At 69.6% G+C, this 21,415-nt stretch carries 15 protein-coding genes and 1 pseudogene; 6 read left to right on the top strand and 10 right to left on the bottom strand.

Annotated elements, in window-relative coordinates; genetic code table 11:
* Nucleotides 1-2 precede the first annotated feature (2 nt).
* The 4 genes and pseudogenes from iolD to iolC all read right to left on the bottom strand — a co-directional run bounded on the left by iolD (nt 3) and on the right by iolC (nt 4,693).
* A complete protein-coding gene (gene iolD, locus OG735_RS15055) occupies nt 3-1,925 on the bottom strand; it encodes a 3D-(3,5/4)-trihydroxycyclohexane-1,2-dione acylhydrolase (decyclizing) (RefSeq protein ID WP_327323685.1) in 1,923 nt (640 codons plus the stop codon).
* Nucleotides 1,922-2,806, bottom strand: coding sequence for a 5-deoxy-glucuronate isomerase (gene iolB / locus OG735_RS15060; RefSeq protein ID WP_327323686.1), 885 nt, complete (start codon nt 2,804-2,806; stop codon nt 1,922-1,924). Before iolB ends, iolD begins: the two co-directional genes overlap by 4 nt.
* Nucleotides 2,807-2,822: 16 nt before the next feature.
* A complete protein-coding gene (locus OG735_RS15065; RefSeq protein WP_442812604.1) occupies nt 2,823-3,692 on the bottom strand; it encodes a Cgl0159 family (beta/alpha)8-fold protein in 870 nt (289 codons plus the stop codon).
* A pseudogene (gene iolC, locus OG735_RS15070) lies at nt 3,605-4,693 on the bottom strand (5-dehydro-2-deoxygluconokinase). Before iolC ends, OG735_RS15065 begins: the two are co-directional and overlap by 88 nt.
* A gap of 128 nt (nt 4,694-4,821) precedes the next feature.
* On the opposite strand from iolC, the gene OG735_RS15075 reads away from it, so the two are divergent.
* The 3 genes from OG735_RS15075 (at nt 4,822) to OG735_RS15085 (ending at nt 6,877) form a co-directional block, all read left to right on the top strand.
* Nucleotides 4,822-5,733 carry a sugar phosphate isomerase/epimerase family protein gene (locus OG735_RS15075; RefSeq protein WP_327323689.1) on the top strand — a complete coding sequence of 304 codons (912 nt, stop codon included), beginning with the start codon at nt 4,822-4,824 and terminating at the stop codon, nt 5,731-5,733.
* Nucleotides 5,734-5,946: 213 nt separating this feature from the next.
* Nucleotides 5,947-6,144: a helix-turn-helix transcriptional regulator gene (locus OG735_RS15080; RefSeq protein ID WP_327323690.1), complete on the top strand. Its 198-nt coding sequence runs from the start codon at nt 5,947-5,949 to the stop codon at nt 6,142-6,144.
* Nucleotides 6,145-6,292: 148 nt separating this feature from the next.
* A complete protein-coding gene (locus OG735_RS15085) occupies nt 6,293-6,877 on the top strand; it encodes a GNAT family N-acetyltransferase (RefSeq protein WP_327323691.1) in 585 nt (194 codons plus the stop codon).
* Here OG735_RS15085 and OG735_RS15090 read toward each other — a convergent pair.
* A complete protein-coding gene (locus tag OG735_RS15090) occupies nt 6,867-9,218 on the bottom strand; it encodes an MMPL family transporter (RefSeq protein WP_327323692.1) in 2,352 nt (783 codons plus the stop codon). The genes OG735_RS15085 and OG735_RS15090 overlap by 11 nt on opposite strands.
* Nucleotides 9,219-9,383: 165 nt before the next feature.
* Here OG735_RS15090 and OG735_RS15095 point away from each other — a divergent pair, with 165 nt between their 5' ends.
* The 3 genes from OG735_RS15095 (at nt 9,384) to OG735_RS15105 (ending at nt 12,954) form a co-directional block, all read left to right on the top strand.
* Nucleotides 9,384-10,136: a TetR/AcrR family transcriptional regulator gene (locus tag OG735_RS15095; RefSeq protein WP_327323693.1), complete on the top strand. Its 753-nt coding sequence runs from the start codon at nt 9,384-9,386 to the stop codon at nt 10,134-10,136.
* Nucleotides 10,137-10,245: 109 nt separating this feature from the next.
* Nucleotides 10,246-10,563, top strand: a complete 318-nt coding sequence (locus OG735_RS15100; RefSeq protein WP_327323694.1) for a heavy-metal-associated domain-containing protein — start codon at nt 10,246-10,248, stop codon at nt 10,561-10,563.
* A gap of 135 nt (nt 10,564-10,698) precedes the next feature.
* Nucleotides 10,699-12,954 carry a heavy metal translocating P-type ATPase gene (locus OG735_RS15105; RefSeq protein WP_442812605.1) on the top strand — a complete coding sequence of 752 codons (2,256 nt, stop codon included), beginning with the start codon at nt 10,699-10,701 and terminating at the stop codon, nt 12,952-12,954.
* 400 nt (nt 12,955-13,354) lie between these two features.
* Here the strand turns inward: OG735_RS15105 and OG735_RS15110 are convergent, their stop codons facing one another.
* From OG735_RS15110 to OG735_RS15130, 5 genes are all read right to left on the bottom strand, one after another.
* Nucleotides 13,355-14,644: a citrate synthase gene (locus tag OG735_RS15110; protein ID WP_327323696.1), complete on the bottom strand. Its 1,290-nt coding sequence runs from the start codon at nt 14,642-14,644 to the stop codon at nt 13,355-13,357.
* A 232-nt stretch (nt 14,645-14,876) separates the two neighbouring features.
* Nucleotides 14,877-17,081, bottom strand: coding sequence for an SF1B family DNA helicase RecD2 (recD2, locus tag OG735_RS15115; protein WP_327323697.1), 2,205 nt, complete (start codon nt 17,079-17,081; stop codon nt 14,877-14,879).
* 1,083 nt (nt 17,082-18,164) lie between these two features.
* Entirely contained in the window at nt 18,165-18,962 is a 798-nt protein-coding gene (locus OG735_RS15120) for a sugar phosphate isomerase/epimerase family protein (RefSeq protein ID WP_327328322.1), read from the bottom strand.
* A 44-nt stretch (nt 18,963-19,006) separates the two neighbouring features.
* Complete coding sequence (locus tag OG735_RS15125; RefSeq protein ID WP_327323698.1) at nt 19,007-20,251, bottom strand: dihydrodipicolinate synthase family protein; 1,245 nt, start codon at nt 20,249-20,251, stop codon at nt 19,007-19,009.
* Nucleotides 20,248-21,399 carry a Gfo/Idh/MocA family protein gene (locus tag OG735_RS15130; RefSeq protein ID WP_327323699.1) on the bottom strand — a complete coding sequence of 384 codons (1,152 nt, stop codon included), beginning with the start codon at nt 21,397-21,399 and terminating at the stop codon, nt 20,248-20,250. The genes OG735_RS15125 and OG735_RS15130 overlap by 4 nt, the downstream gene beginning before the upstream one ends.
* Nucleotides 21,400-21,415: the final 16 nt, after the last annotated feature.

Here is a 21,415-nt window from a genome sequence, read left to right on the forward strand (position 1 = left end):
CTTCAGAGATGGCGGCGTCGGGCTGCGACTTGCCGGTCGTACTCCTTCCGGGCCTTGACCGCCGACGGGCGGGTCGCGGTCTCAGCCACCGGAACATCCCACCACGCCTGCGCCGGAGGCGCGCCCGACACAGTGTCTGCCGTTTCGGTCTCGACGTAGACACATGTGGGAACGTCCGCCTCACGCGCCACAGAGAGCGCTTCGTGCAGGTCACGCACCGTCTTGGCCCGGATCACACGCATTCCGAGCGAGGCTGCGTTGGCGGCCAGGTCGACGGGGAGCGGAGCCCCGGTGTACGTACCGTCCAAGGCCCGGTAGCGGTAGGCGGTGCCGAAGCGCTCCGCGCCGACCGACTCGGACAGGCCGCCGATCGAGGCGTATCCGTGGTTCTGCAGGATGACGACCTTGATAGGGATGTTCTCCTGCACGGCTGTCACGATTTCGGTGGGATTCATCAGATACGTACCGTCGCCGACGAGAGCCCAGACGGGTCGGCCCGGCGCGGCCATCGCGACGCCGATGGCCGCGGGGATCTCGTAGCCCATGCAGGAGTAGCCGTACTCGACGTGGTACTGGTCGGCCGAACGGGCGCGCCACAGCTTGTGCAGGTCGCCGGGGAGCGAGCCCGCGGCGTTGATCACGATGTCGTCCCCGGTGACCAGAGTGTCAAGTGCGCCGAGCACCTGCGGCTGAGTGGGGTGGACATCCGGGTCGTCGGCCTCGTACGCGGCGTCGACGCGGTACTCCCAGCGCTCCTTGTCGTCGGCGTACTCCGTCTCGTACGCGGGCTCGACGTGCATACGCGAGCCCAGCGCGGCGGCGAGCTCGTCCAGCGCTGTCCGGGCGTCCGCGACCAGGGAGAGACCGGCCATCTTGTGGGCGTCGAAGGAGGTGATGTTGAGGTTCAGGAAGCGGACGGCCGGGTGCTGGAAGAGGGTCGCGGAAGCGGTCGAGAAGTCGGACCAGCGGGTGCCGACACCGATCACCAGATCCGCGGTACGGGCCAGCTCGTCGGCGGTCGCGGTGCCGGTGTGGCCGATGCCGCCGACGTCGCAGGGGTGGTCGTACGGAAGCGAGCCCTTGCCGGCCTGGGTGGAGGCGACCGGGATGCCGGTCACCTCGGCGAAGGCCCGCAGCGCCTCCTCGGCCTCGCTGTGGTGAACACCGCCGCCCGCGACGATCAAGGGGCGGCGGGCGGCACTCACCGCGCGGCGCGCCGCGTCCAGCGCGCCCAGGTCGGGCCGCGGGCGGCACACCTGCCAGACGCGCTCGGCGAAGAAGTCCTCCGGCCAGTCGTACGCCTCGGCCTGCACATCCTGCGGCAGCGCGAGCGTGACCGCACCGGTCTCGGCCGGGTCGGCGAGCACACGCATCGCCTGCAGCGCCGCCGGAATCAGCGCCTCGGGACGGGTGACACGGTCGAAGTAGCGGGAGACGGGGCGCAGGGCGTCATTGACCGACACATCGCCCGCGTAGGGGACTTCGAGCTGCTGGAGAACCGGGTCGGCGGGCCGGGTCGCGAACACATCGCCGGGCAGCAGGAGGACGGGCAGTCGGTTGACGGTGGCTAGCGCGGCGCCGGTGACGAGGTTGGTCGCGCCCGGGCCGACGGAGGTGGTGACGGCGTGGGCGGAGAGGCGCCGGGACTGGCGGGCGTAGCCGACGGCGGCGTGCACCATGGCCTGTTCGTTGCGGCCCTGGAAGTACGGCATGGTGGGGCCGGGGGGCGTCTCCCCGGACAGCGCAGTGGCACCGGACTCCAGCAGCGCCTGGCCGAGGCCGGCCACATTGCCGTGGCCGAAGATGCCCCAGGTGGCGTTGATCAGGCGGTGACGGCGACCGTCGCGCTCGGTGTACTGGCGGGCGAGGAAGGCGACAAGCGCCTGGGCGACGGTGAGTCGGCGCGTATTCGTTCCCGAACTCATTGCTGGCCCTCCTCGGCCTCGTACAGCGGCAGCCGGGGGTCGACGGGCTGCTCCGGCCAGGTGTCGCGGATCCAGCCGTGGTCGGGGTGGTCGCAGATCAGCCACTCCCTGGTGTCGCCCGGGCCCGCCATCACATTGAGGTAGTACATGTCCCGGCCGGGCGCGGCGATGGACGGGCCGTGCCAGCCGTCGGGGATGAGGACGGCGTCACCCGTACGGACCTCGGCGAGGATGTCCGTACCGCCCGGCCTCGACGGAGAGACCCGGTGGTAGCCCATGCCGCCGCGGTCGATCTCGAAGTAGTAGATCTCCTCGAGCTCGGACTCGACCCCGGGGCGGTGCTCGTCGTGCTTGTGCGGCGGGTACGAGGACCAGTTGCCGCCGGGCGTGAGCACCTCGACCGCGATGAGCTTGTCGCAGACGAAGGTGTCTGCCGCGGCGAAGTTGTTCACCTGCCGCGAGCAGCTGCCCGAGCCGCGCAGCTCGACCGGTACCTCCGGCGCGGGGCCGTAGCGAGCGGGGAGTCGGCGCTCGCACTTCGCTCCTGCCAGGGCGAAGCGGCCTCCCGCACCGGAGGCGATCTGTGCATGGGCATCGCGCGGCACATAGGCGAAGTCCGTCACTCCGCCGAACACGCTTTCCCTGCCCAGCAGTTCAAAGGTCTCGCCTTGTGTGCGCACTGTGCAACCGCCGGTGAGCGGCAGCACGATCCACTCACTGTCCCCGGCGGCGAGGGAGTGTGAGGCGCCGGGCTCGAGCTCCAGTACACGCAGGCTGGAGTACCCCCAGCCGGCCTGTTCGGGGTCGATGCGCAGGGCGTAGGGACCACGCGCCGCGGCACCCGCCGGTACGTACAGCTCCTGCAGCTTTTCGTCGCTCATGCCTTCTCCGTACCCCCTACAGCAGTCCAACGGCCGTATCGACCGCCCCGACGACGTCCCCGTCGACCGGATAGAGCAGCGAGCGTCCCACCACCAGTCCCTGGACGGTGGGCAGTTGCAGCGCTCCACGCCATTTCTCGTACGCACCGTGCTGGTCGTCCCCGATCTCGCCACCGAGGAGGACCGCGGGGAGGGTCGAGGTCTCCATCACGGCCGCCATGTCTTCGGGGTCGTCGGTCACGGGGACCTTCAGCCAGGTGTACGCGGAGGTGCCGGCCAGACCGGAGGCGATGGCGATGGACCGCGTGACGGCTTCGGCGCTGAGATCGTTGCGGAGGCGGCCGTCGACGCGGTGACAGATGAACGGCTCGATGAAGACGGGAAGCTGATGCTCGGCCATCTCGTCGACGACGCGTGCGGTGGCGTGCAGTGTGTCGAGCGAGCCCGGGTCCTCGTAGTCGATGCGGAGCAGCAGTTTGCCCGCGTCGAAACCGAGCCGGTCCAGGTCCTTGGCGCGGTGTCCGGTGAACCGGTCGTCGAGCTCGAAGGCCGCGCCCGCGAGGCCTCCGCGGTTCATCGAGCCCATCACGACCTTGTCCTCGAGAGCACCGAGGAGGAGCAGGTCGTCGAGGATGTCGGCGGTGGCGAGGACGCCGTCGACGCCGGGGCGGGAGAGGGCGAGGCAGAGCCGCTCCAGCAGGTCGAGGCGGTTGGCCATGGCGAGATGACGGTCGCCGACGGCGAGGGCGCCACGGGCGGGGTGGTCGGCGGCGATGATCATCAGTCGGCCGCTCTCGCCTATGAGCCGGGGCCGCCTGCGCCGCCGGGTGGCGGCTTCGGCGACGGCCTCGGGGTGGCGGGTGCGGATCCCGACGAGCTCGCCGATGTCGACGCGACTCACGAGGCGGCTCCGGGCGGTATTGAGGGTCCGGGAGGGACGGGGGCGCCCTCGAGGACCTGGTCGACCTCGGCGGCGTACGGCATCGCGGTGGAGCAGGCGAGGCGGGCGGCGACAATGGCTCCGGCCGCGTTGGCGTACCGCATGATGCGCTCCAACTCCCAGCCCGACAGCAGCCCGTGGCAGAGCGCCCCGCCGAACGCGTCGCCCGCGCCCAGACCGTTGACCACCTCGACGGGGACCGGCGGGACCTCGGCCTGTGTCCCGTCGCGGTGAACGGCGAGGACGCCCTTGGGACCCTGCTTGACGACGGCGAGCTCGACGCCGGCGGCAAGGAGCGCACGCGCGGCGGGGTACGGCTCGCGCTCACCGGTGGCGATCTCGCACTCCTCGAGATTGCCGACGGCGACGGTGGCCAGCGCGAGGGCCTGCGTGTAGTACGGCCGCGCCTCGTCCGGATCTCCCCAGAACATGGGCCGCCAGTCCAGGTCGAAGACGGTGGTGCCGGACTTGGCGCGGTGGGCGAGCGCGGCCAGCGTCGCGGTGCGGCTCGGTTCCGCGCACAGGCCCGTGCCGGTCATCCAGAAGACTCTCGCCTCGCGGATCGCCGCCATGTCCAGCTCGTGCTGGTGGATCTCGAGATCGGGTGCTTTCGGCTGCCGGTAGAAGTAGAGCGGGAAGTTGTCCGGAGGGAAGATCTCGCAGAAGGTGACCGGGGTCGGGTACGCGGCCACCGGAGTCACCCAGCGGTCGTCGACCCCGAACTCCCCGAGCGCCTGGTGAAGATAGTCGCCGAAGGCGTCCTGCCCGGTGCGGGTGATCACCGCCGTCCGCCGGCCCAGCCGGGCTGCACCCACGGCGACATTCGTGGCCGAGCCGCCGAGGAACTTCCCGAACGTGTCGACCTGCGCCAACGGAACCCCGGTCCGCAGCGGATAGAGGTCTACGCCGATCCGGCCCATCGTGATCACGTCGTACGGCTGAGGCATACGCGTCCCTTCGGTTCGAGCCGGCTGTCCCCAGGTCTAGTGCTCCTCACTGAGCCCTGTCAACATTTTGTCCTTACATTCGGACGAAGCCTTGACACCTTTCTTCGGCGGCCGGAAAGCTGACCCGCATGACCTCCTCCGCCCCCGTCCTGAACCGCATCCGGGTCGGCTCGGCCCCCGACTCCTGGGGGGTGTGGTTCCCGGACGATCCTCAGCAGGTCCCCTGGCGGCGCTTTCTGGATGAAGTCGCTGACGCCGGATACGAGTGGATCGAGCTCGGCCCGTACGGCTATCTCCCGAGCGATCCCGCCCACCTCACCGCGGAGACCGCCCGTCGCGGGCTGAAGGTCTCGGCCGGCACGGTCTTCACCGGGCTGCACCACGGACCGGCGGTCTGGGAGAAGACCTGGGCGCATGTCTCGGACATCGCTGCACTCACCCGGGCCATGGGCGCGGAACATCTGGTCGTCATCCCCTCCTTCTGGCGCGACGACAAGACGGGCCAGGTACTGGAGGACCGCACCCTCACCCCGGCCCAGTGGCGCGATCTCACCACCCAGACCGAACGGTTGGGTCGCGAGGTGCGCGAGCGCTACGGACTGAAGATCGTCGTCCACCCGCACGCGGACACCCATATCGACAGCGAGGAGAACGTCAGCCGCTTCCTCGACGCCACCAACCCCGGCCTGGTCTCGCTCTGCCTGGACACCGGGCACTACGCCTACTGCGGCGGCGACAGCGTCAAGCTGATCGAGACCTACGGGGAGCGGATCGGCTACCTCCACCTCAAGCAGGTGGACCCGGAGATCCTGGCCGAAGTGGTCGCGGACGAAGTGCCGTTCGGACCGGCCGTGGGCCGGGGCGTGATGTGCGAGCCGCCGGCCGGTGTGCCCGCGCTGGAGCCCGTACTGGCCGCGGCCCAGGCACTCGACGTCGAGCTCTTCGCCATCGTCGAGCAGGACATGTATCCGTGCCCGCCGGACAAACCCTTCCCGATCGCCGAGCGGACGCGCGGTTTCCTGCGCTCTTGCGGCGCCTGAGGCTCACGCACCACTTCTGTCACGGTTGTCGCCTCCTCGTCACGCATGTCTCGATTAAGCGGGGCTTCCGTCACAGGCAATCAACAGCCCCATTCCTCCTCTCGCTCGGCATCGTTGCAACGGGCACAGGCTCAGTGATCACCAGCGTCCGCGCGCAGCTCACCCGACGGCCCCCGCGCCGCCGCTGCCGCGACGCAGGGAGGTGGCACAACCATGGCGGACAGAAGGCTCTGGTCCTACAAGGAGATCGCCGCGCACATCCAGGTGCAGCCGGACACGGTCCGTTCGTACCGCAAGCACGGTCTTCTCCCGCCGCCCGACCATGTGGAGGCCGGCAAGCCCTACTGGCACGCGGACACGATCCGCGTCTGGGTGGCCAATCGCCCCGGGAACAGGGGCCGCAGGGACTGAGAGCCAAAGGGGCTGAGAACCGCAGATCTGGAGCCGCCGGACCCACGCCGCCTGCGTGCGTGCGTGCATGGATGCGGGGACGTCTTCCTTCCTCGCGGTCAACCTTAATCAGTTGCTCACTTCAGAGGCCTGGCCCGACAATCCCCCGGTGACTCAGCAGCCGACTGCGGACTTCTCCGTCAAGCCCACCCTCATTGGCGAGAAGGTGATTCTGCGTCCTTTCACCGGAGCGGATGCGACCGCCATGGCCGCGATTCTGGGCGATCCGGAGGTGAGCGTCTTCACCGGGTCCGCCCACGAGGGCGAAATGGACCTGGAGCAGCTGCGCGCCTGGTACGGAACGCGCAACGACCGGACCGACCGGCTCGACCTCGCCGTGGTGGACCGGGCCGGCGGCGAGGTCGTCGGTGAAGTCGTCCTCCATGAGTGGGACGCACACAACCGCAGCTGCCGCTTCCGCACCCTGATCGGCCCGAAGGGACGCAACCGGGGCCTGGGCACCGAGGCCACCCGGCTGGTTGTCGGGCACGGCTTCGAGCAACTGGGCCTGAACCGGATCGCGTTGGGTGTCTTCAACTTCAACCCGCGCGCAATCCGGGTCTATGAGAAGGCCGGCTTTGTGGCGGAGGGGACCGAGCGCGAGGCGCTGCTCCACGAGGGCCAGTGGATCGACGCCACCTCTATGTCGATCCTGGCCCGGGAGTGGGCGGTCCACCGCGGCGTCAGGCCTTGACCCTGTCCCGTGCCGCGTCGGGATCCGATTCCGGTTCCGATGCCGGATCCGGTTCCGATGCCGGATCCGGCTCCGAATCCGGCCGCGGTACGGGCTGCGGCACGGGCCGCGATATCTCTCCCTCGGTCAGCCCGAACCGTTCATGGAAGCGGCGCAGCGGCCCGGGGGCCCACCAGGTCGAGGCGCCCATCAGTTTCATGACCGAGGGAACCAGCAGACTGCGCACCACCATGGCGTCCATCAGCACGGCCAGCGCGATTCCGAGGCCGAGCATCTTGGTGTTGGTCACCCGTGAGGTGCCGATGCCCACCATCACCACCGCGAGGATCACGGCCGCCGCGGTGATCAGCCCGCCGGTGCGCTGAAGTCCGAATCTCACCGCGTGCTCATGGTCACCCGTGTGGTCGTACTCCTCCTTGATCCGGGAGAGCAGAAAGACGCCGTAGTCCATGGACAGCCCGAAGGCGATGCAGAACATCAGCACGGGGAGCGTCGTCTCGATGTCTCCGGTGGAGGTGAAGGAGAGCAGCCCGGAGAGGTGCCCGTCCTGGAAGACCCAGACCACGGCGCCGAACATCGCCGTCAGACTGAGGGCGTTGAGCACGACCGCCTGGATGGGGATGAGCACACTGCCGGTGAGCAGGAAGACCAGCAGCAGCGTCACTATGGCGATGATCGCCAGCGCCAGCGGCAGCCGGTCGGCGATAGCGGCCTTGGAGTCCTCCAGCACCGCGGCCCGGCCGGTCACCGAGGTCGCGAACGGGGCCGATACATCCCGCAGTTCATGCACGAGCCGCTGGGCCTCCTCGCCCACCGCCTCCCCCTTGGGCTGCACTGTGAGGTAGGCGGACCCGCCCGAGGTGACGGGCCCGTCCACCCGCAGCACACCCGGGAGGGCGGCGATCTTGTCGCGGTACTCGGCGTATTCGGCGGGGGTCGTCGCGGACACGGAACCGCTGTCCTCGGCGAAGACCTCGAGACCGCCGGCGGGGCTGCCGGGGAAGCCGTCCCGTATCTGTTGCTGAACGACATGGACCTCGGCGGTCGACGGCAGCTGGCGGTCGTCGGGGGTACCGAACTTCACACCCAGGAAGGGCAGTCCGAGCAGCACAAGACCGGCCACGGTGGCGAACGCGAACAGAGGGGCCCGGCGCATCACCAGCCCGGCGACCCATGCCCATCCGGCTCCGGCCGCCTCCTGGTCCGCGGGCGCTTTCTGGTCCGCGGCCGACGCCTTGTCAGCCCCAGCCTCATCGGACGATGCGCCGTCACGCCGGCCACGCTTGAGAAGGCGGCGCAGATCCAGCGCATTGACCCGGTGCCCAAGCAGCATCAGGGCGGCTGGGAGCAGCACCAGCGCGGCCCCTGCCGCCAGAAGGACCACGGCGATCCCGGCGTAGGCGAAGGACCGCAGGAAGTACTGCGGGAAGACCAGCATCGCGGCCAGCGACACGGCCACGGTGAGGGCGGAGAACAGAACGGTGCGGCCCGCGGTGCGCAGAGTGATGCCGATCGCCTCCCGCACCTCGGCCCCATCGGCCAACTCCTCGCGGAATCGGCGCACGATGAACAGGGCGTAGTCGATGGCGAGTCCGAGCCCCAGGGCCGTGGTGAGGTTCTGCGCGAAGACCGAGACATCGGCGAACTCGGTGATGCCGCGCAGGACGGCGTTCGTCCCCAGGATGGCGACGATGCCGACGCCCAGCGGGAGCAGTGCCGCGATCGCGCTGCCGAAGACCATGACCAGCAGCACCAGCGTCACCGGCAGAGCGATCAGCTCTGCCCGCAGCAGGTCCTCCTGGATGGTCGTGGTCATCTCGTGCTGCAGGGCGACGGGGCCGCCGATCGAGACCTGCACCGGGCCGTGCGCCCCCCGGAAGTCCGGCGCTATCCGCTCCAGCACCTCGGAGGTGGCTTTCTCGTCGCCCTCGATCCGGGCCGCGATCAGCGCCTGATGCCCGTCGCCGGCACGCAGCGCGGGTGAGCGGGTCCCCCAGTACGATCCGACACCTGTGACGTCCTTCTCGGCGGCGAGCCGCTCCCCGAGCCGCCGTCCCTCGGCGGCGACCGCCGGGTCGTCCACACTCGCCCGTCCGCTGTCCACGAGCAGCAGCAGATTCGGCTGGGAGGCCGGGAACTCCCGCTCCAGCGCCTCTGTCGCATACGTCGACTCGGCAGCCGGGTCCTGCCAGCCGCCGCTCCCCATCCGCTCGGCGACCCCGCTTCCGGCGAACACCGCGAGTGCAGTGAGCACCAGCGCGGCCAGCAGCGAGAGCCGTGGCCGCGCGGTCACGAACCGGGTCCATCCCCCGACCGGCGGTGGGCTGTTGACTTCGGACATGGTGCGGTGTCCCCTTCACCGTGGCCCATGCGCAGGCCCCCCGGGCAGGCAGCATGGGTCGACCATTGCCATAGACTGGCAAACACGAGCTATCGCTCGCATTAACCAAGAATGCGAGCGACCACTCGTGTTTGTCAACCACCGTCAGGAAGCTGGGGATTTCACGTGCCGGAGCCCACGACCCCGGAGCCCGCCGCGACCACGGAGCCTGCCGCGACCACAGGGGCCGCCAAGCCGCGCCGCCGCCAGGCCCGCGGGGAGCGCCGTATCGCCCAGCTCCTCGACGCCGCCTCGAACGTCTTCTGCACCACGGGCTACACCGCGGCCAGCACCAACGCCATCGCCCGCGAGGCCGGCGTCTCCCCCGGCACGCTCTACCAGTTCTTCCCGAACAAGGAGGCCATCGCCGTCGAACTCGGCGGCCGACTCCTCCAGCAGTGGCGCGAGTCCCACGGCGCGGCCCTGACCGCCGCCAACCTCGACCTCCCGCTCGACCAGCTGCTGGACGCGGTCCTCGATCCGCTCTTCGCCTTCAATCACGAGAACCCGGCCTTCGCTGCCCTGGTGCACGGTCCCGATGTCCCGGGCCAGATCACGCAGGAGTTCGACGCCCTGCACGCAGTGCTGCTCACCCGGATCGAGCAGATCGTCGCGAGCTTCCTCCCCGACGCACCGCCCGCCGAGCTCTCCCGCGTCGCGACCATGATTTTCGCCATCTTCAAAGCGGGGCTCGACCTGGTCCTCGCCCACGAGGGCGAGGAGCGGCAGACGTACATCGATGAGATCAAGAAGGTCATGTTCCGATACCTGGCCCCCATCGTCGGTGTCTGCCCGGCCGAGGAGCAGGCCGGGCAGCAGGCCGGGCAGCAGGCCGAGGAGCAGCAGCGGAACGCGCGGCCCGGCCCGCATACACGCTAATACCCCCTAGGGGTATAGTCTGAAGTGCATCAGGAAGGCTCGGCACTCCCGCGGCCCTCCGGCACACCATGACCTCGTACGTGTTGCACCCCCGAAGAGGAGAAACGCCATGACCGCCGAGACGAAGACCGAGACCGAGACCGCCCAGGCGCCCGGCTCCGGCTGCTGCGGCGGCGGCGCCTGTGGCACCGGCACGGCCGACGTACAGATCGGCGGCGTCACCACCGTCTACCAGGTCACGGGCATGACCTGCGGTCACTGCGAAGGCGCCGTCTCCAGCGAGATCTCCGAGCTGCCGGGCGTCACCTCGGTGGAGGCGGTCGCCTCCACCGGTCGGGTGACCGTGATCTCCGAGGCCCCGCTCGACGACGCCGCGGTCCGCGAAGCCGTCGACGAGGCCGGGTACGAGCTCGTCGGGCAGGCCTGAGCACTCACCTCCGCACCCGCAAGGCCCTCCGCCGGGTCGTACCCGACCAGTCCGATACTGGGTCCCGTACGGCCCGGCCCCGTTTTCTGGAGTCCTGAAGTGGATACATCCCAGGTCGAGCTCACCATCGGCGGGATGACCTGCGCCTCCTGCGCGGCTCGCGTCGAGAAGAAGCTGAACCGCATGGGTGGCGTCAGCGCCACCGTCAACTACGCGACCGAGAAGGCGAAGGTCTCCTATCCGCACGAGATGGAAGTCGCCGATCTCATCGCCACCGTGGTGAAAACCGGCTACTCGGCCGCGCAGCCCCCGTCGCCCGCGCCCGCCCCGGGCCTCGCCGTGGACTCCGACCCGGACCTCGCCGTGGACTCCGACCCGGATCTCGTCGTGGACTCCGGCCCGGACCCCGCCGTGGCCTCCGAGGCGCGGCCCGACCCGGAGTCGGCCGCCCTCCGGCAGCGCCTGATCGTCTCCGCCGTGCTCGCGGCGCCGGTCGTCCTCATGGCGATGATCCCCGCCCTCCAGTTCGACAACTGGCAGTGGCTCTCGCTCACCCTCGCCGCCCCCGTCGTCATCTGGGGCGCACTGCCCTTCCACCGGGCCACCTGGACCAACCTCCGGCACGGCGCGGCCACCATGGACACCCTCGTCTCGGTCGGCACGCTCGCCGCCTTCGGCTGGTCGCTGTGGGCGCTCTTCCTCGGGGACGCGGGCATGCCCGCCATGCGCCACGGTTTCGACCCCACGGTCACGCGTGCCGACGCCGCCTCGACGATCTATCTCGAGGTCGCCGCGGGCGTGGTGACCTTCATCCTGCTCGGCCGCTATCTGGAGGCGCGCTCCAAGCGGAAGGCGGGCGCTGCCCTGCGTGCCCTGCTGGAGCTGGGCGCCAAGGATGTCGCCGTACTGCGCGGCGGCACGGAGGTACGCGTTCCGATCGGCCGGCTCGCCGTCGGCGACCGCTTCGTCGTACGCCCCGGAGAGAAGATCGCCACCGACGGCAGCGTCGTCGAGGGCACCTCCGCCGTCGACGCCTCCATGCTCACGGGCGAGTCCGTGCCGGTGGATGTGACCGCGGGGGACCCGGTCACCGGCGGCTGCGTCAACACCGCCGGCCGGCTCGTCGTCGAGGCCACCCGGATCGGCGCCGACACCCAGCTCGCCCGGATGGCCCGGCTGGTGGAGGACGCCCAGAACGGCAAGGCCGACGTGCAGCGCATCGCCGACCGGATCTCGGCCGTCTTCGTCCCTGTCGTACTGCTGATCGCGCTCGGCACGCTGGTGGCCTGGCTGCTCGCCACGGACGATGCGACCGCGGCCTTCACGGCCGCCGTCGCCGTACTGATCATCGCCTGCCCGTGCGCCCTGGGGCTTGCCACGCCGACCGCCCTCATGGTCGGTACGGGGCGCGGCGCCCAGCTCGGCATCCTGATCAAGGGCCCGGAGGTCCTGGAGTCCACCCGCAAGGTCGACACGGTCGTCCTGGACAAGACAGGGACGGTCACCACCGGCCGGATGCGCCTTCAGCGGGTGTACGTCGCCGAAACCGCCGAGGAGCATGACCTGCTGCGCTTCGCGGGCGCACTGGAGCACGCCTCGGAGCACCCCATCGCCCGCGCCGTCGCGGCGGGCGCCGAGGAGCGGGTCGGCACACTTCCCGCCGCCGAAAGCTTCGAGAACGTCCCAGGCCTCGGCGTACGCGGCGTCGTCGAAGGACACGAGGTGCTGGTCGGGCGAGCGCGGCTGCTCACGGAGGCGGGCGTTGAGCTGCCCGACGAGCTCGCCTCCGCCGCGACCGAAGGTCGTACGGAGATCTTCGCGGCCGTGGACGGCAAGGCGCTCGGCATGCTCACCGTCGCCGACGCGGTCAAGGACACCAGCGCCGAGGCGGTCGCACGGCTGCGGGCCCTCGGCCTCACCCCGGTGCTGCTGACCGGCGACAACAAGGCGGTCGCCGAATCGGTCGCGGCCGAGATCGGCATCGACGAGGTGTACGCCGAGGTCATGCCCGAGGACAAGGTGGCCGTGGTCAAGCGTCTCCAGGCCGAGGGCCGCAGCGTCGCCATGGTCGGCGACGGCGTGAACGACGCCGCCGCGCTGGCCACCGCGGACCTGGGCCTGGCGATGGGCACGGGCACGGACGCGGCGATCGAGGCCGGCGATCTGACCCTCGTACGCGGAGACCTGAGGGTTGCAGCCGACGCGATCCGTCTCGCACGCCGGACACTGACCACCATCAAGGGCAATCTTTTCTGGGCCTTCGGTTACAACGTGGCCGCGCTGCCGCTGGCGGCATCAGGCCTGCTCAACCCCATGATCGCGGGATTTGCGATGGCCTTTTCATCCGTATTTGTGGTGACCAACAGCCTGCGGCTGCGCTCCTTCATGTGACTACAAGTAGGTCACAAGACCTTCACAAGGAGACCTAGATCACAGATATTTAGGGGTAACCATTGCGACTCCTCGCGAGTCTAAGTGGGCGATGCCGAGAACGTCTTGGGGGACGTTCATGGGATGTCTTGGGGGACGTCCCAGGCAAGCGTTGGCCGGGGCACGTGCCCGGGGAGCTTTGAGCGGCCCTCCCGTGCGTACGTACCCCGGCAGACCGCGTGAGGAGCTTCTGCAACCAGCAGACGCCCGGCCGGATCCCGTGGGGGGAATCCGCTCCGGGGAAATGGGAAGCGCCCCGCCCGCCGACCCGTGGGGGGATCGGCAGCGGGGCGCTTTCCGCTTTCTGCGCCGGTTACGAGGCGCGGACGCGCACACGTACGGGTGTCAGCGAATACCGGTGTCAGCGAGCCTCGACCGGGACGAAGTCACGCAGGACCTCGCCGGTGTAGATCTGGCGCGGGCGGCCGATACGGGACCCCGGCTCCTTGATCATCTCGTGCCACTGGGCGATCCAGCCGGGCAGCCGGCCGAGCGCGAAGAGCACGGTGAACATCTCGGTCGGGAAGCCCATGGCCCGGTAGATCAGGCCGGTGTAGAAGTCCACGTTCGGGTAGAGGTTGCGCGAGACGAAGTAGTCGTCGGAGAGCGCGTGCTCCTCCAGCTTGAGCGCGATGTCGAGCAGCTCGTCGGACTTGCCGAGCGCCGAGAGGACATCGTGCGCCGCCGCCTTGATGATCTTCGCCCGCGGGTCGAAGCTCTTGTAGACGCGGTGGCCGAAGCCCATCAGGCGGACGCCGTCCTCCTTGTTCTTCACCTTGCGGATGAAGGAGTCGACGTCGCCGCCGTTGGTCTGGATGCCCTCGAGCATCTCCAGAACCGACTGGTTGGCGCCACCGTGCAGCGGGCCCCACAGGGCGCTGATGCCGGCGGAGATCGAGGCGAACATGTTCGCCTGCGAGGAGCCGACCAGACGCACGGTGGAGGTCGAACAGTTCTGCTCGTGGTCCGCGTGCAGGATCAGCAGCTTGTCGAGCGCCGAAACCACGACCGGGTCCAGGTCGTACTCCTGCGCGGGGACCGAGAAGGTCATCCGCAGGAAGTTCTCCACGTACCCGAGGTCGTTGCGCGGGTAGACAAAGGGGTGGCCGATCGACTTCTTGTACGCGTACGCCGCGATCGTCGGCAGCTTGGCGAGCAGCCGGACCGTGGAGAGATGACGCTGCTTCTCGTCGAACGGGTTGTGGCTGTCCTGGTAGAACGTCGACAGCGCGCTGACCACGGAGGACAGCATCGCCATCGGGTGGGCGTCGCGCGGGAAGCCGCCGTAGAACCGCTTGACGTCCTCGTGCAGCAGCGTGTGCTGGGTGATCTCGCTCTTGAAGGTCGACAGCTCGTCGACCGTCGGAAGCTCGCCATTGATCAGCAGGTACGCCACCTCGAGGAAGGTGGAACGCTCGGCCAGCTGCTCGATCGGGTAGCCGCGGTAGCGCAGGATGCCCTGCTCGCCGTCGAGGTAGGTGATCGCGGATTTATAGGCGGCTGTATTCCCGTATCCGCTGTCCAGGGTCACCAGACCGGTCTGGGCTCGGAGCTTCCCGATGTCGAAGCCCTTGTCGCCGACGGTGCTCTCGACCACCGGGTAGGTGTGTTCACCGTCCGCGTACCGCAGTACTACAGAGTTGTCGCTCACGTCATCCCTCACCGACGTAGTGCCTCTTCTTCGAGGTGCCCTGACTGTCTCTACCATCCCCCATTTGGCTCAGGAGAGTGCACTCGGGGTCGACCATTGGGCCTATTGGCGGCACTCAGTGCCGCCAACCTGCTCATCTTGCCCCCTTCGCCCTGCTTCTGGAAGCCAGGGGTGGCGTTTGCCACCCCACGGGCCCCAGGTGTCACACCCGGCCGGCGCAGGCGCATCCCGCTCAGCCGCCGGTCAGCCGGTGGTCGAGCGCGGTGAAGCGTCTGCCTGCGGAAACAGTGCGTACTGCCTGTCCTATCGCCTTACGGGAGCCGACCAGCACGACGAGCTTCTTGGCCCGGGTGACCGCCGTGTAGAGGAGGTTCCGCTGGAGCATCATCCAGGCTCCGGTCGTGACCGGGATCACCACGGCCGGGTATTCGCTGCCCTGTGAGCGGTGGATGGTCACGGCGTAGGCATGTGCCAGCTCGTCCAGTTCGTCGAAGTCGTACGGAACCTCCTCGTCCTCGTCCGTCAGCACCGTCAGCCGCTGGTCGTCCAGCTGGAGCGAGGTGACCACGCCGACCGTGCCGTTGAAGACGCCGTTCTTTCCCTTCTCGTAGTTGTTGCGAATCTGGGTGACCTTGTCGCCGACGCGGAAGACACGGCCGCCGAAGCGCTTCTCGGGAAGGTCGGGCCTGGCGGGCGTGATCGCCTGCTGGAGCAGGCCGTTGAGCGTGCCGGCGCCGGCCGGGCCGCGGTGCATGGGTGCGAGCACCTGCACATCGCGCCGCGGATCCAGGCCGAATCTGGCCGGGATGCGGCGGGCCGCCACGTCCACCGTGAGCTTTCCCGCGTCCTCCGTCTCCTCCTCCACGAAGAGAAAGAAGTCGGAGAGACCCGAAGTGATGGGCTGAACACCGGAGTTGATGCGGTGGGCGTTGGTGACGACGCCGGACTGCTGGGCCTGCCGGAAGATCCGGGTCAGCCGGACGTTCGGCACGGGCCCGCCGTCGGCGAGCAGGTCGCGCAGCACCTCGCCGGCACCGACGCTCGGCAGCTGGTCCACATCCCCCACCAGCAGCAGATGCGCGCCGGGGGCAACGGCCTTGACCAGCTTGTTGGCGAGCAGCAGATCGAGCATGGACGCCTCGTCGACCACCACCAGATCCGCGTCGAGCGGCCGATCCCTGTCGTACGCCGCGTCGCCGCCGGGCCTGAGCTCGAGCAGCCGGTGCACGGTGGACGCCTCGGCGCCGGTGAGTTCGGCGAGCCGTTTGGCCGCGCGCCCGGTCGGTGCGGCCAGCACCACCTTCGCCTTCCTGGCGCGGGCCAGCTCCACGATGGACCGGACCGTGAACGACTTGCCGCAGCCGGGACCGCCGGTCAGAACGGCGACCTTCTTGGTGAGCGCAAGCCTGACCGCCGCCTCCTGCTCGGGCGCGAGCTCCGCGCCCGTACGCTCCGCGAGCCAGGCCAACGCCTTGTCCCAGACGACGTCCTGGAAGCCCGGCATCCGGTCCTCCGCGGCTCCCAGCAGCCGACGCAGCTGGGCGGCGAGGGAGATCTCGGCCCGGTGGAAGGGCACCAGATACACCGCAGTGACCGGCTCGCCGCCGTCCGGGGCCGGCACCTTCTCCCGTACGACCCCTTCCTCCTCGCCCGCGAGCTCGGCGAGGCACTCGATGACAAGGCCCGTGTCCACCTGGAGCAGCTTCACCGCGTCGCTGATCAGCTGCTCCTCGGGCAGGAAGCAGTGCCCTTGGTCGGTGGACTGCGACAGGGCGTACTGCAGCCCCGCCTTGACCCGCTCCGGGCTGTCGTGCGGTATGCCGACCGCCTGCGCGATCTTGTCGGCGGTGAGGAAACCGATGCCCCAGACGTCGGCGGCGAGGCGGTACGGCTGGTTCTTCACGACCGAGATCGAGGCGTCCTCGTACTTCTTGTAGATGCGCACCGCGATGGACGTGGAGACGCCGACCCCTTGGAGGAAGACCATGACCTCCTTGATGGCCTTCTGCTCCTCCCAGGCGACGCCGATCAACTTCGTCCGCTTCGGGCCGAGTCCGGGGACCTCGATGAGCTTCTTCGGCTGCTGCTCGATGATGTCGAGCGTGTCGATGCCGAAGTGCTCGACGATGCGCTCGGCGATCCGGGGGCCGATTCCCTTGATCAGGCCCGAGCCGAGGTAACGGCGTATGCCCTGGATCGTGGCCGGCAGGACGGTCGTGTAGTTGTCCACGGTGAACTGCTTGCCGTACTGGGGGTGGGAGCCCCAACGGCCCTCCATACGCAACGACTCGCCCGGCTGCGCGCCGAGCAGCGAGCCGACCACCGTGAGGAGATCACTGCCGCGTCCCGTGTCGACCCGGGCGACCGTGTAGCCGTTCTCCTCGTTGGCATACGTGATCCGCTCGAGGACCCCTTCGACCACTGCTGGATTGGACATGATCCGACGCTACCGCCGGGGTCCGACAATGCGGAGGGCCTGTGGACAACTCGGGCCCGTCGCCGGTCCGGCCAGTCAAGGGGGCCCGGTCTGACGACCGGGCCCCTCGCACTCCCCCTCCGTCAAGAGCTCCCTGATCCCCCCAGATCCCTCCCCGGGAGCCTTGATGACAGGTAGACCCGCGTCACGCGGAAAGGGTTGTACGACTTCGGGCAGTTAATTTTCCGGAATCCCGAAATTCCGACAAAGTGGGTTAGTCATGGGCGTTCTGGCCGACCGTGAGGGGCTCGGCCCGCCGGTCGGATGTTCGGGGCCGGCGTGGGTGCGGGTGCACGGGGTGCGGGTGCACGGGGTGCGGGTGCACGGGGTGCGGGTGCACGGGGTGCGGGTGCACGGGGTGCGGGGCGTGGAGTTCCCCCCAACCCCGCCCCTTCCCGAAACTGGGGGCGGTGCCCCCAGGCCCCCTGGCGGGGAGGGGTACGTGGGGGCTGACGCCCCCACACCCCGGAGCGGCAGCTTCGCGCCGCAGACCACAAGCGCGGGGCCGTGCCCTCTGGACCGCGAGCCCAGGGGCAAAGCCCCAACGCCGATGGGCGCCCGAAGGCCCCGGGCCTGTCCCTGGCAGGGGGACGCGCAGGGTCGTGTCCGGGACGTAAAGCGTCGCAACTCGCGCGAAACGCGGTGACCACGCGGCGGAGCCGCATATCGGATGCAGCGCAGTCCCGCATACGAGCCCCGGAGCGGCCCCGGACGGCCACCGACACAAGACCGGCCACCCCCAAGCCCCCAGGGCACGCACCCCGCAGAGGCCGGGCACCCTCAAGCACCCAAGGCCCGCACCCCACGGAGGCCGGGCACCCTCAAGCACCCAAACCCCCCACCCCGCAAAGACCGGCCACCCCCAAGCACCCAAACCCCCCACCCCGCAAAGACCGGCCACCCCCAAGCACCCAAACCCCCCACCCCGCAAAGACCGGCCACCCCCAAGCACCCAAACCCCCCACCCCACAGAGACCAGGCACACCCATACATCCCAGCCCCCCACCCCGCCAGGGACCCGCACCTCGCAGGACACCCCGCCCCCTAGACCACGTGCTCCCCGTACCGGCGCACCGTTTCTCCCAAGACCTCCACCCCGTTCCGCGACCACAGCCCCCCGTTGAACAGCTCCACCTCGATCGCACCCCCGTACCCCGCCCCCTCCACCCGTTCCCGCCACTCCCGCATGTCGATCGCCCCGTCCCCGATCTGACCCCGCCCGTTCAGCACCCCGGCCGGCAACGGCGTCGTCCAGTCCGCCAGTTGGAATGCGTGGATCCGGGCCGACGAGCCCGCTCGCGCCACCGCCGCCGGGGCCGTGTCGTCCCACCAGATGTGGTACGTGTCCACCACCACGCCCACCTGCGACGCCGGGAAACGCTCCGCGAGGTCCAGCGCCTGCGTCAGCGTGGACACCACGCACCGGTCCGCCGCGTACATCGGGTGCAGCGGCTCGATCGCCAGCCGTACGCCCCGCTCCCCCGCGTACGGAGCCAGCACGGCGAGCGCGTCCGCGATGCGTGATCGCGCCGCCACCAAGTCCCGGCTGCCCGGCGGAAGTCCGCCCGCGACCAGGACCAGCGTGTCCGTGCCGAGCGTCGCCGCCTCGTCGATCGCCGCGCGGTTGTCGTCCAGCGCACGCGCTCGCTCAGCCGCCTCGATCGCGGTGAGGAAGCCGCCCCGGCACAGACTCGTGACCGCCAGCCCCGCGTCCCGTACGAGCTTCGCCGCCGCCTCGACCCCGTACGCCTGCACCGGTTCGCGCCACAGCCCCACCCCCGGAATACCGAACTCCGTACACGCATCGACGAGTTCGGGAAGGCTGAGCTGTTTCACCGTCATCTGGTTGATGCTGAAGCGGGTCAGGTCGACGGCATCCGGAACGGTCACTGGGCGACTCCGTACATGCTCAGCAGGGATTTCATACGGGACTCCGCCAGCACCGGGTCCGGGAACAGGCCGAGCCCGTCCGCCAGTTCGTACGCCCGGCAGAAGTGCGGCAGCGAGCGCGCCGACTGCAGACCGCCCACCATCGTGAAGTGCGACTGGTGTCCGGCCAGCCACGCCAGCAGCACCACACCCGTCTTGTAGAAGCGCGTTGGCGGCTGGAAGAGATGGCGGGACAACGCGACCGTCGGATCGAGGCGTTTACGGAACCCGGAGACATCACCCGTGTCCAGCACCCGTACCGCCTCGGCCGCCGACGGGCCCAGCGGGTCGAAGATCCCGAGCAGCGCATGGCTGAAGCCGTGCTCGTCACCCGCGATCAGTTCGGGGTAGTTGAAGTCGTCGCCGGTGTAGCACCGCACGCCTTCCGGGAGGCGACGGCGCAGGTCGATCTCGCGCTGGGCGTCCAGCAGCGAGATCTTGATGCCGTCGACCTTGTCCGGGTGGGCGGAGATGACGTCCAGGAGGACCGAGGTGGCCGCGTCCAGGTCGGCGGAGCCCCAGTAACCCTCCAGCGCCGGGTCGAACATCGGCCCCAGCCAATGCAGGATCACCGGTTCCGAAGCCTGCCGCAGCAGGTGGGAGTAGACGGCGAGATAGTCGTCGGACGTCCGCGCCGCAGACGCCAGCGCCCGCGACGCCATCACGATTGCCTGCGCCCCGCTCTCCTCCACCAGCGCCAGCTGCTCCTCGTACGCGTCGCGCACCTCCGCCAACGAGGGAGCCCCCGACGCCGACGAACCGGTGTCCGCCGAGGACCCAGCGCCCGACGCCAACGGACCGGCGCCCGCCGACGAACCAGCCCCCGACGCCAACGGACCGGCGCCCGCCGTCAGTTGGTCGGTACCGACACCGCACGCGATCCGGCCCCCCACCGCCTTCGCCTCCGCCGCCGAGCGCCGGATCAGCTCCGCCGCGCCCGCCCAGTCCAGGCCCATCCCGCGCTGCGCCGTGTCCATCGCCTCCGCCACGCCGAGCCCGTGCGACCACAGATGGCGACGGAAGGCAAGCGTCGCGTCCCAGTCCACGGCGGCGGGCGAGCCCCACGACGTATCGGCGTACGGGTCGGCGACGACATGCGCTGCCGAGAAGACCGTACGGGAGATGAGCGGCGCGCCTCCCGCGGCGAACACGGCCGGTTCGGTGCGGGGTTCGTACACCCCGTGCAGGAGCCGGATCGTCACAGCGACAGCTCCGGTACGTCGAACCGGCGGCCCTCGGCGGAGGACTTCAGGCCCAGCTCGGCGAGCTGCACACCGCGCGCGCCCGCCGGCAGGTCCCAGTGGTACGGCTCGCCGAGCGCGACATGGCGCAGGAACAGTTCCCACTGCGCCTTGAAGCCGTTCTCGAACTTCGTGTTGTCCGGGACCTCCTGCCACTGGTCACGGAAGGACTCCGTCGCGGGCAGGTCCGGGTTCCATACCGGCTTCGGGGTGGCGGAGCGGTGCTGGACGCGGCAGCGGCGCAGGCCCGCGACCGCCGAGCCGTGGGTGCCGTCGACCTGGAACTCGACCAGTTCGTCGCGGTTCACGCGCACCGCCCAGGAGGAGTTGATCTGGGCGACGACCCCGCCCTCCAGCTGGAAGATGCCGTACGCGGAGTCGTCCGCGGTCGCCGCGTACGGCTTGCCGCGCTCGTCCCAGCGCTGCGGAACGTGCGTGGCTACCTGCGCCGTCACACTCGTCACCCGGCCGAACAGCTCGTGCAGTACGTACTCCCAGTGCGGGAACATGTCGACGACGATGCCGCCGCCGTCCTCACCGCGGTAGTTCCAGCTCGGACGCTGCGCCTCCTGCCAGTCGCCCTCGAAGACCCAGTAGCCGAACTCTCCTCGCACGGACAGGATGTCGCCGAAGAAGCCGCCGTCGACGAGCCGCTTCAGCTTCAGCAGCCCCGGCAGAAAGATCTTGTCCTGGACGACGCCGTGCCTGATCCCGGCGGCCTCGGCCAGGCGCGCCAGCTCCAGTGCGCCGACCAGGTCGGTCGCGGTCGGCTTCTCGGTGTAGATGTGCTTGCCCGCCGCGATCGCCTGCTTGATCGCGGTGACGCGGGCGGAGGTGACCTGCGCGTCGAAGTAGATGTCGACGCTGTTGTCGGCGAGTACGGCGTCGAGGTCGGTCGACCAGTGCGTGAGGCCGTGCCGTTCGGCGATCTCGCGCAGCGCGTGCTCGCGGCGGCCGACGAGGACCGGCTCGGGCCAGAGAACCTCGCCGCCCCCGAGGTCCAGGCCGCCCTGTTCGCGGATCGCAAGGAGGGAGCGCACCAGATGCTGGCGGTACCCCATCCGGCCCGTGACGCCGTTCATGGCGATGCGCACAGTCCTGCGTGTCACGAAGTTGCCTCCATGT

This window comes from Streptomyces sp. NBC_01210, assembly GCF_036010325.1.
Classification (GTDB): Bacteria; Actinomycetota; Actinomycetes; order Streptomycetales; family Streptomycetaceae; genus Streptomyces.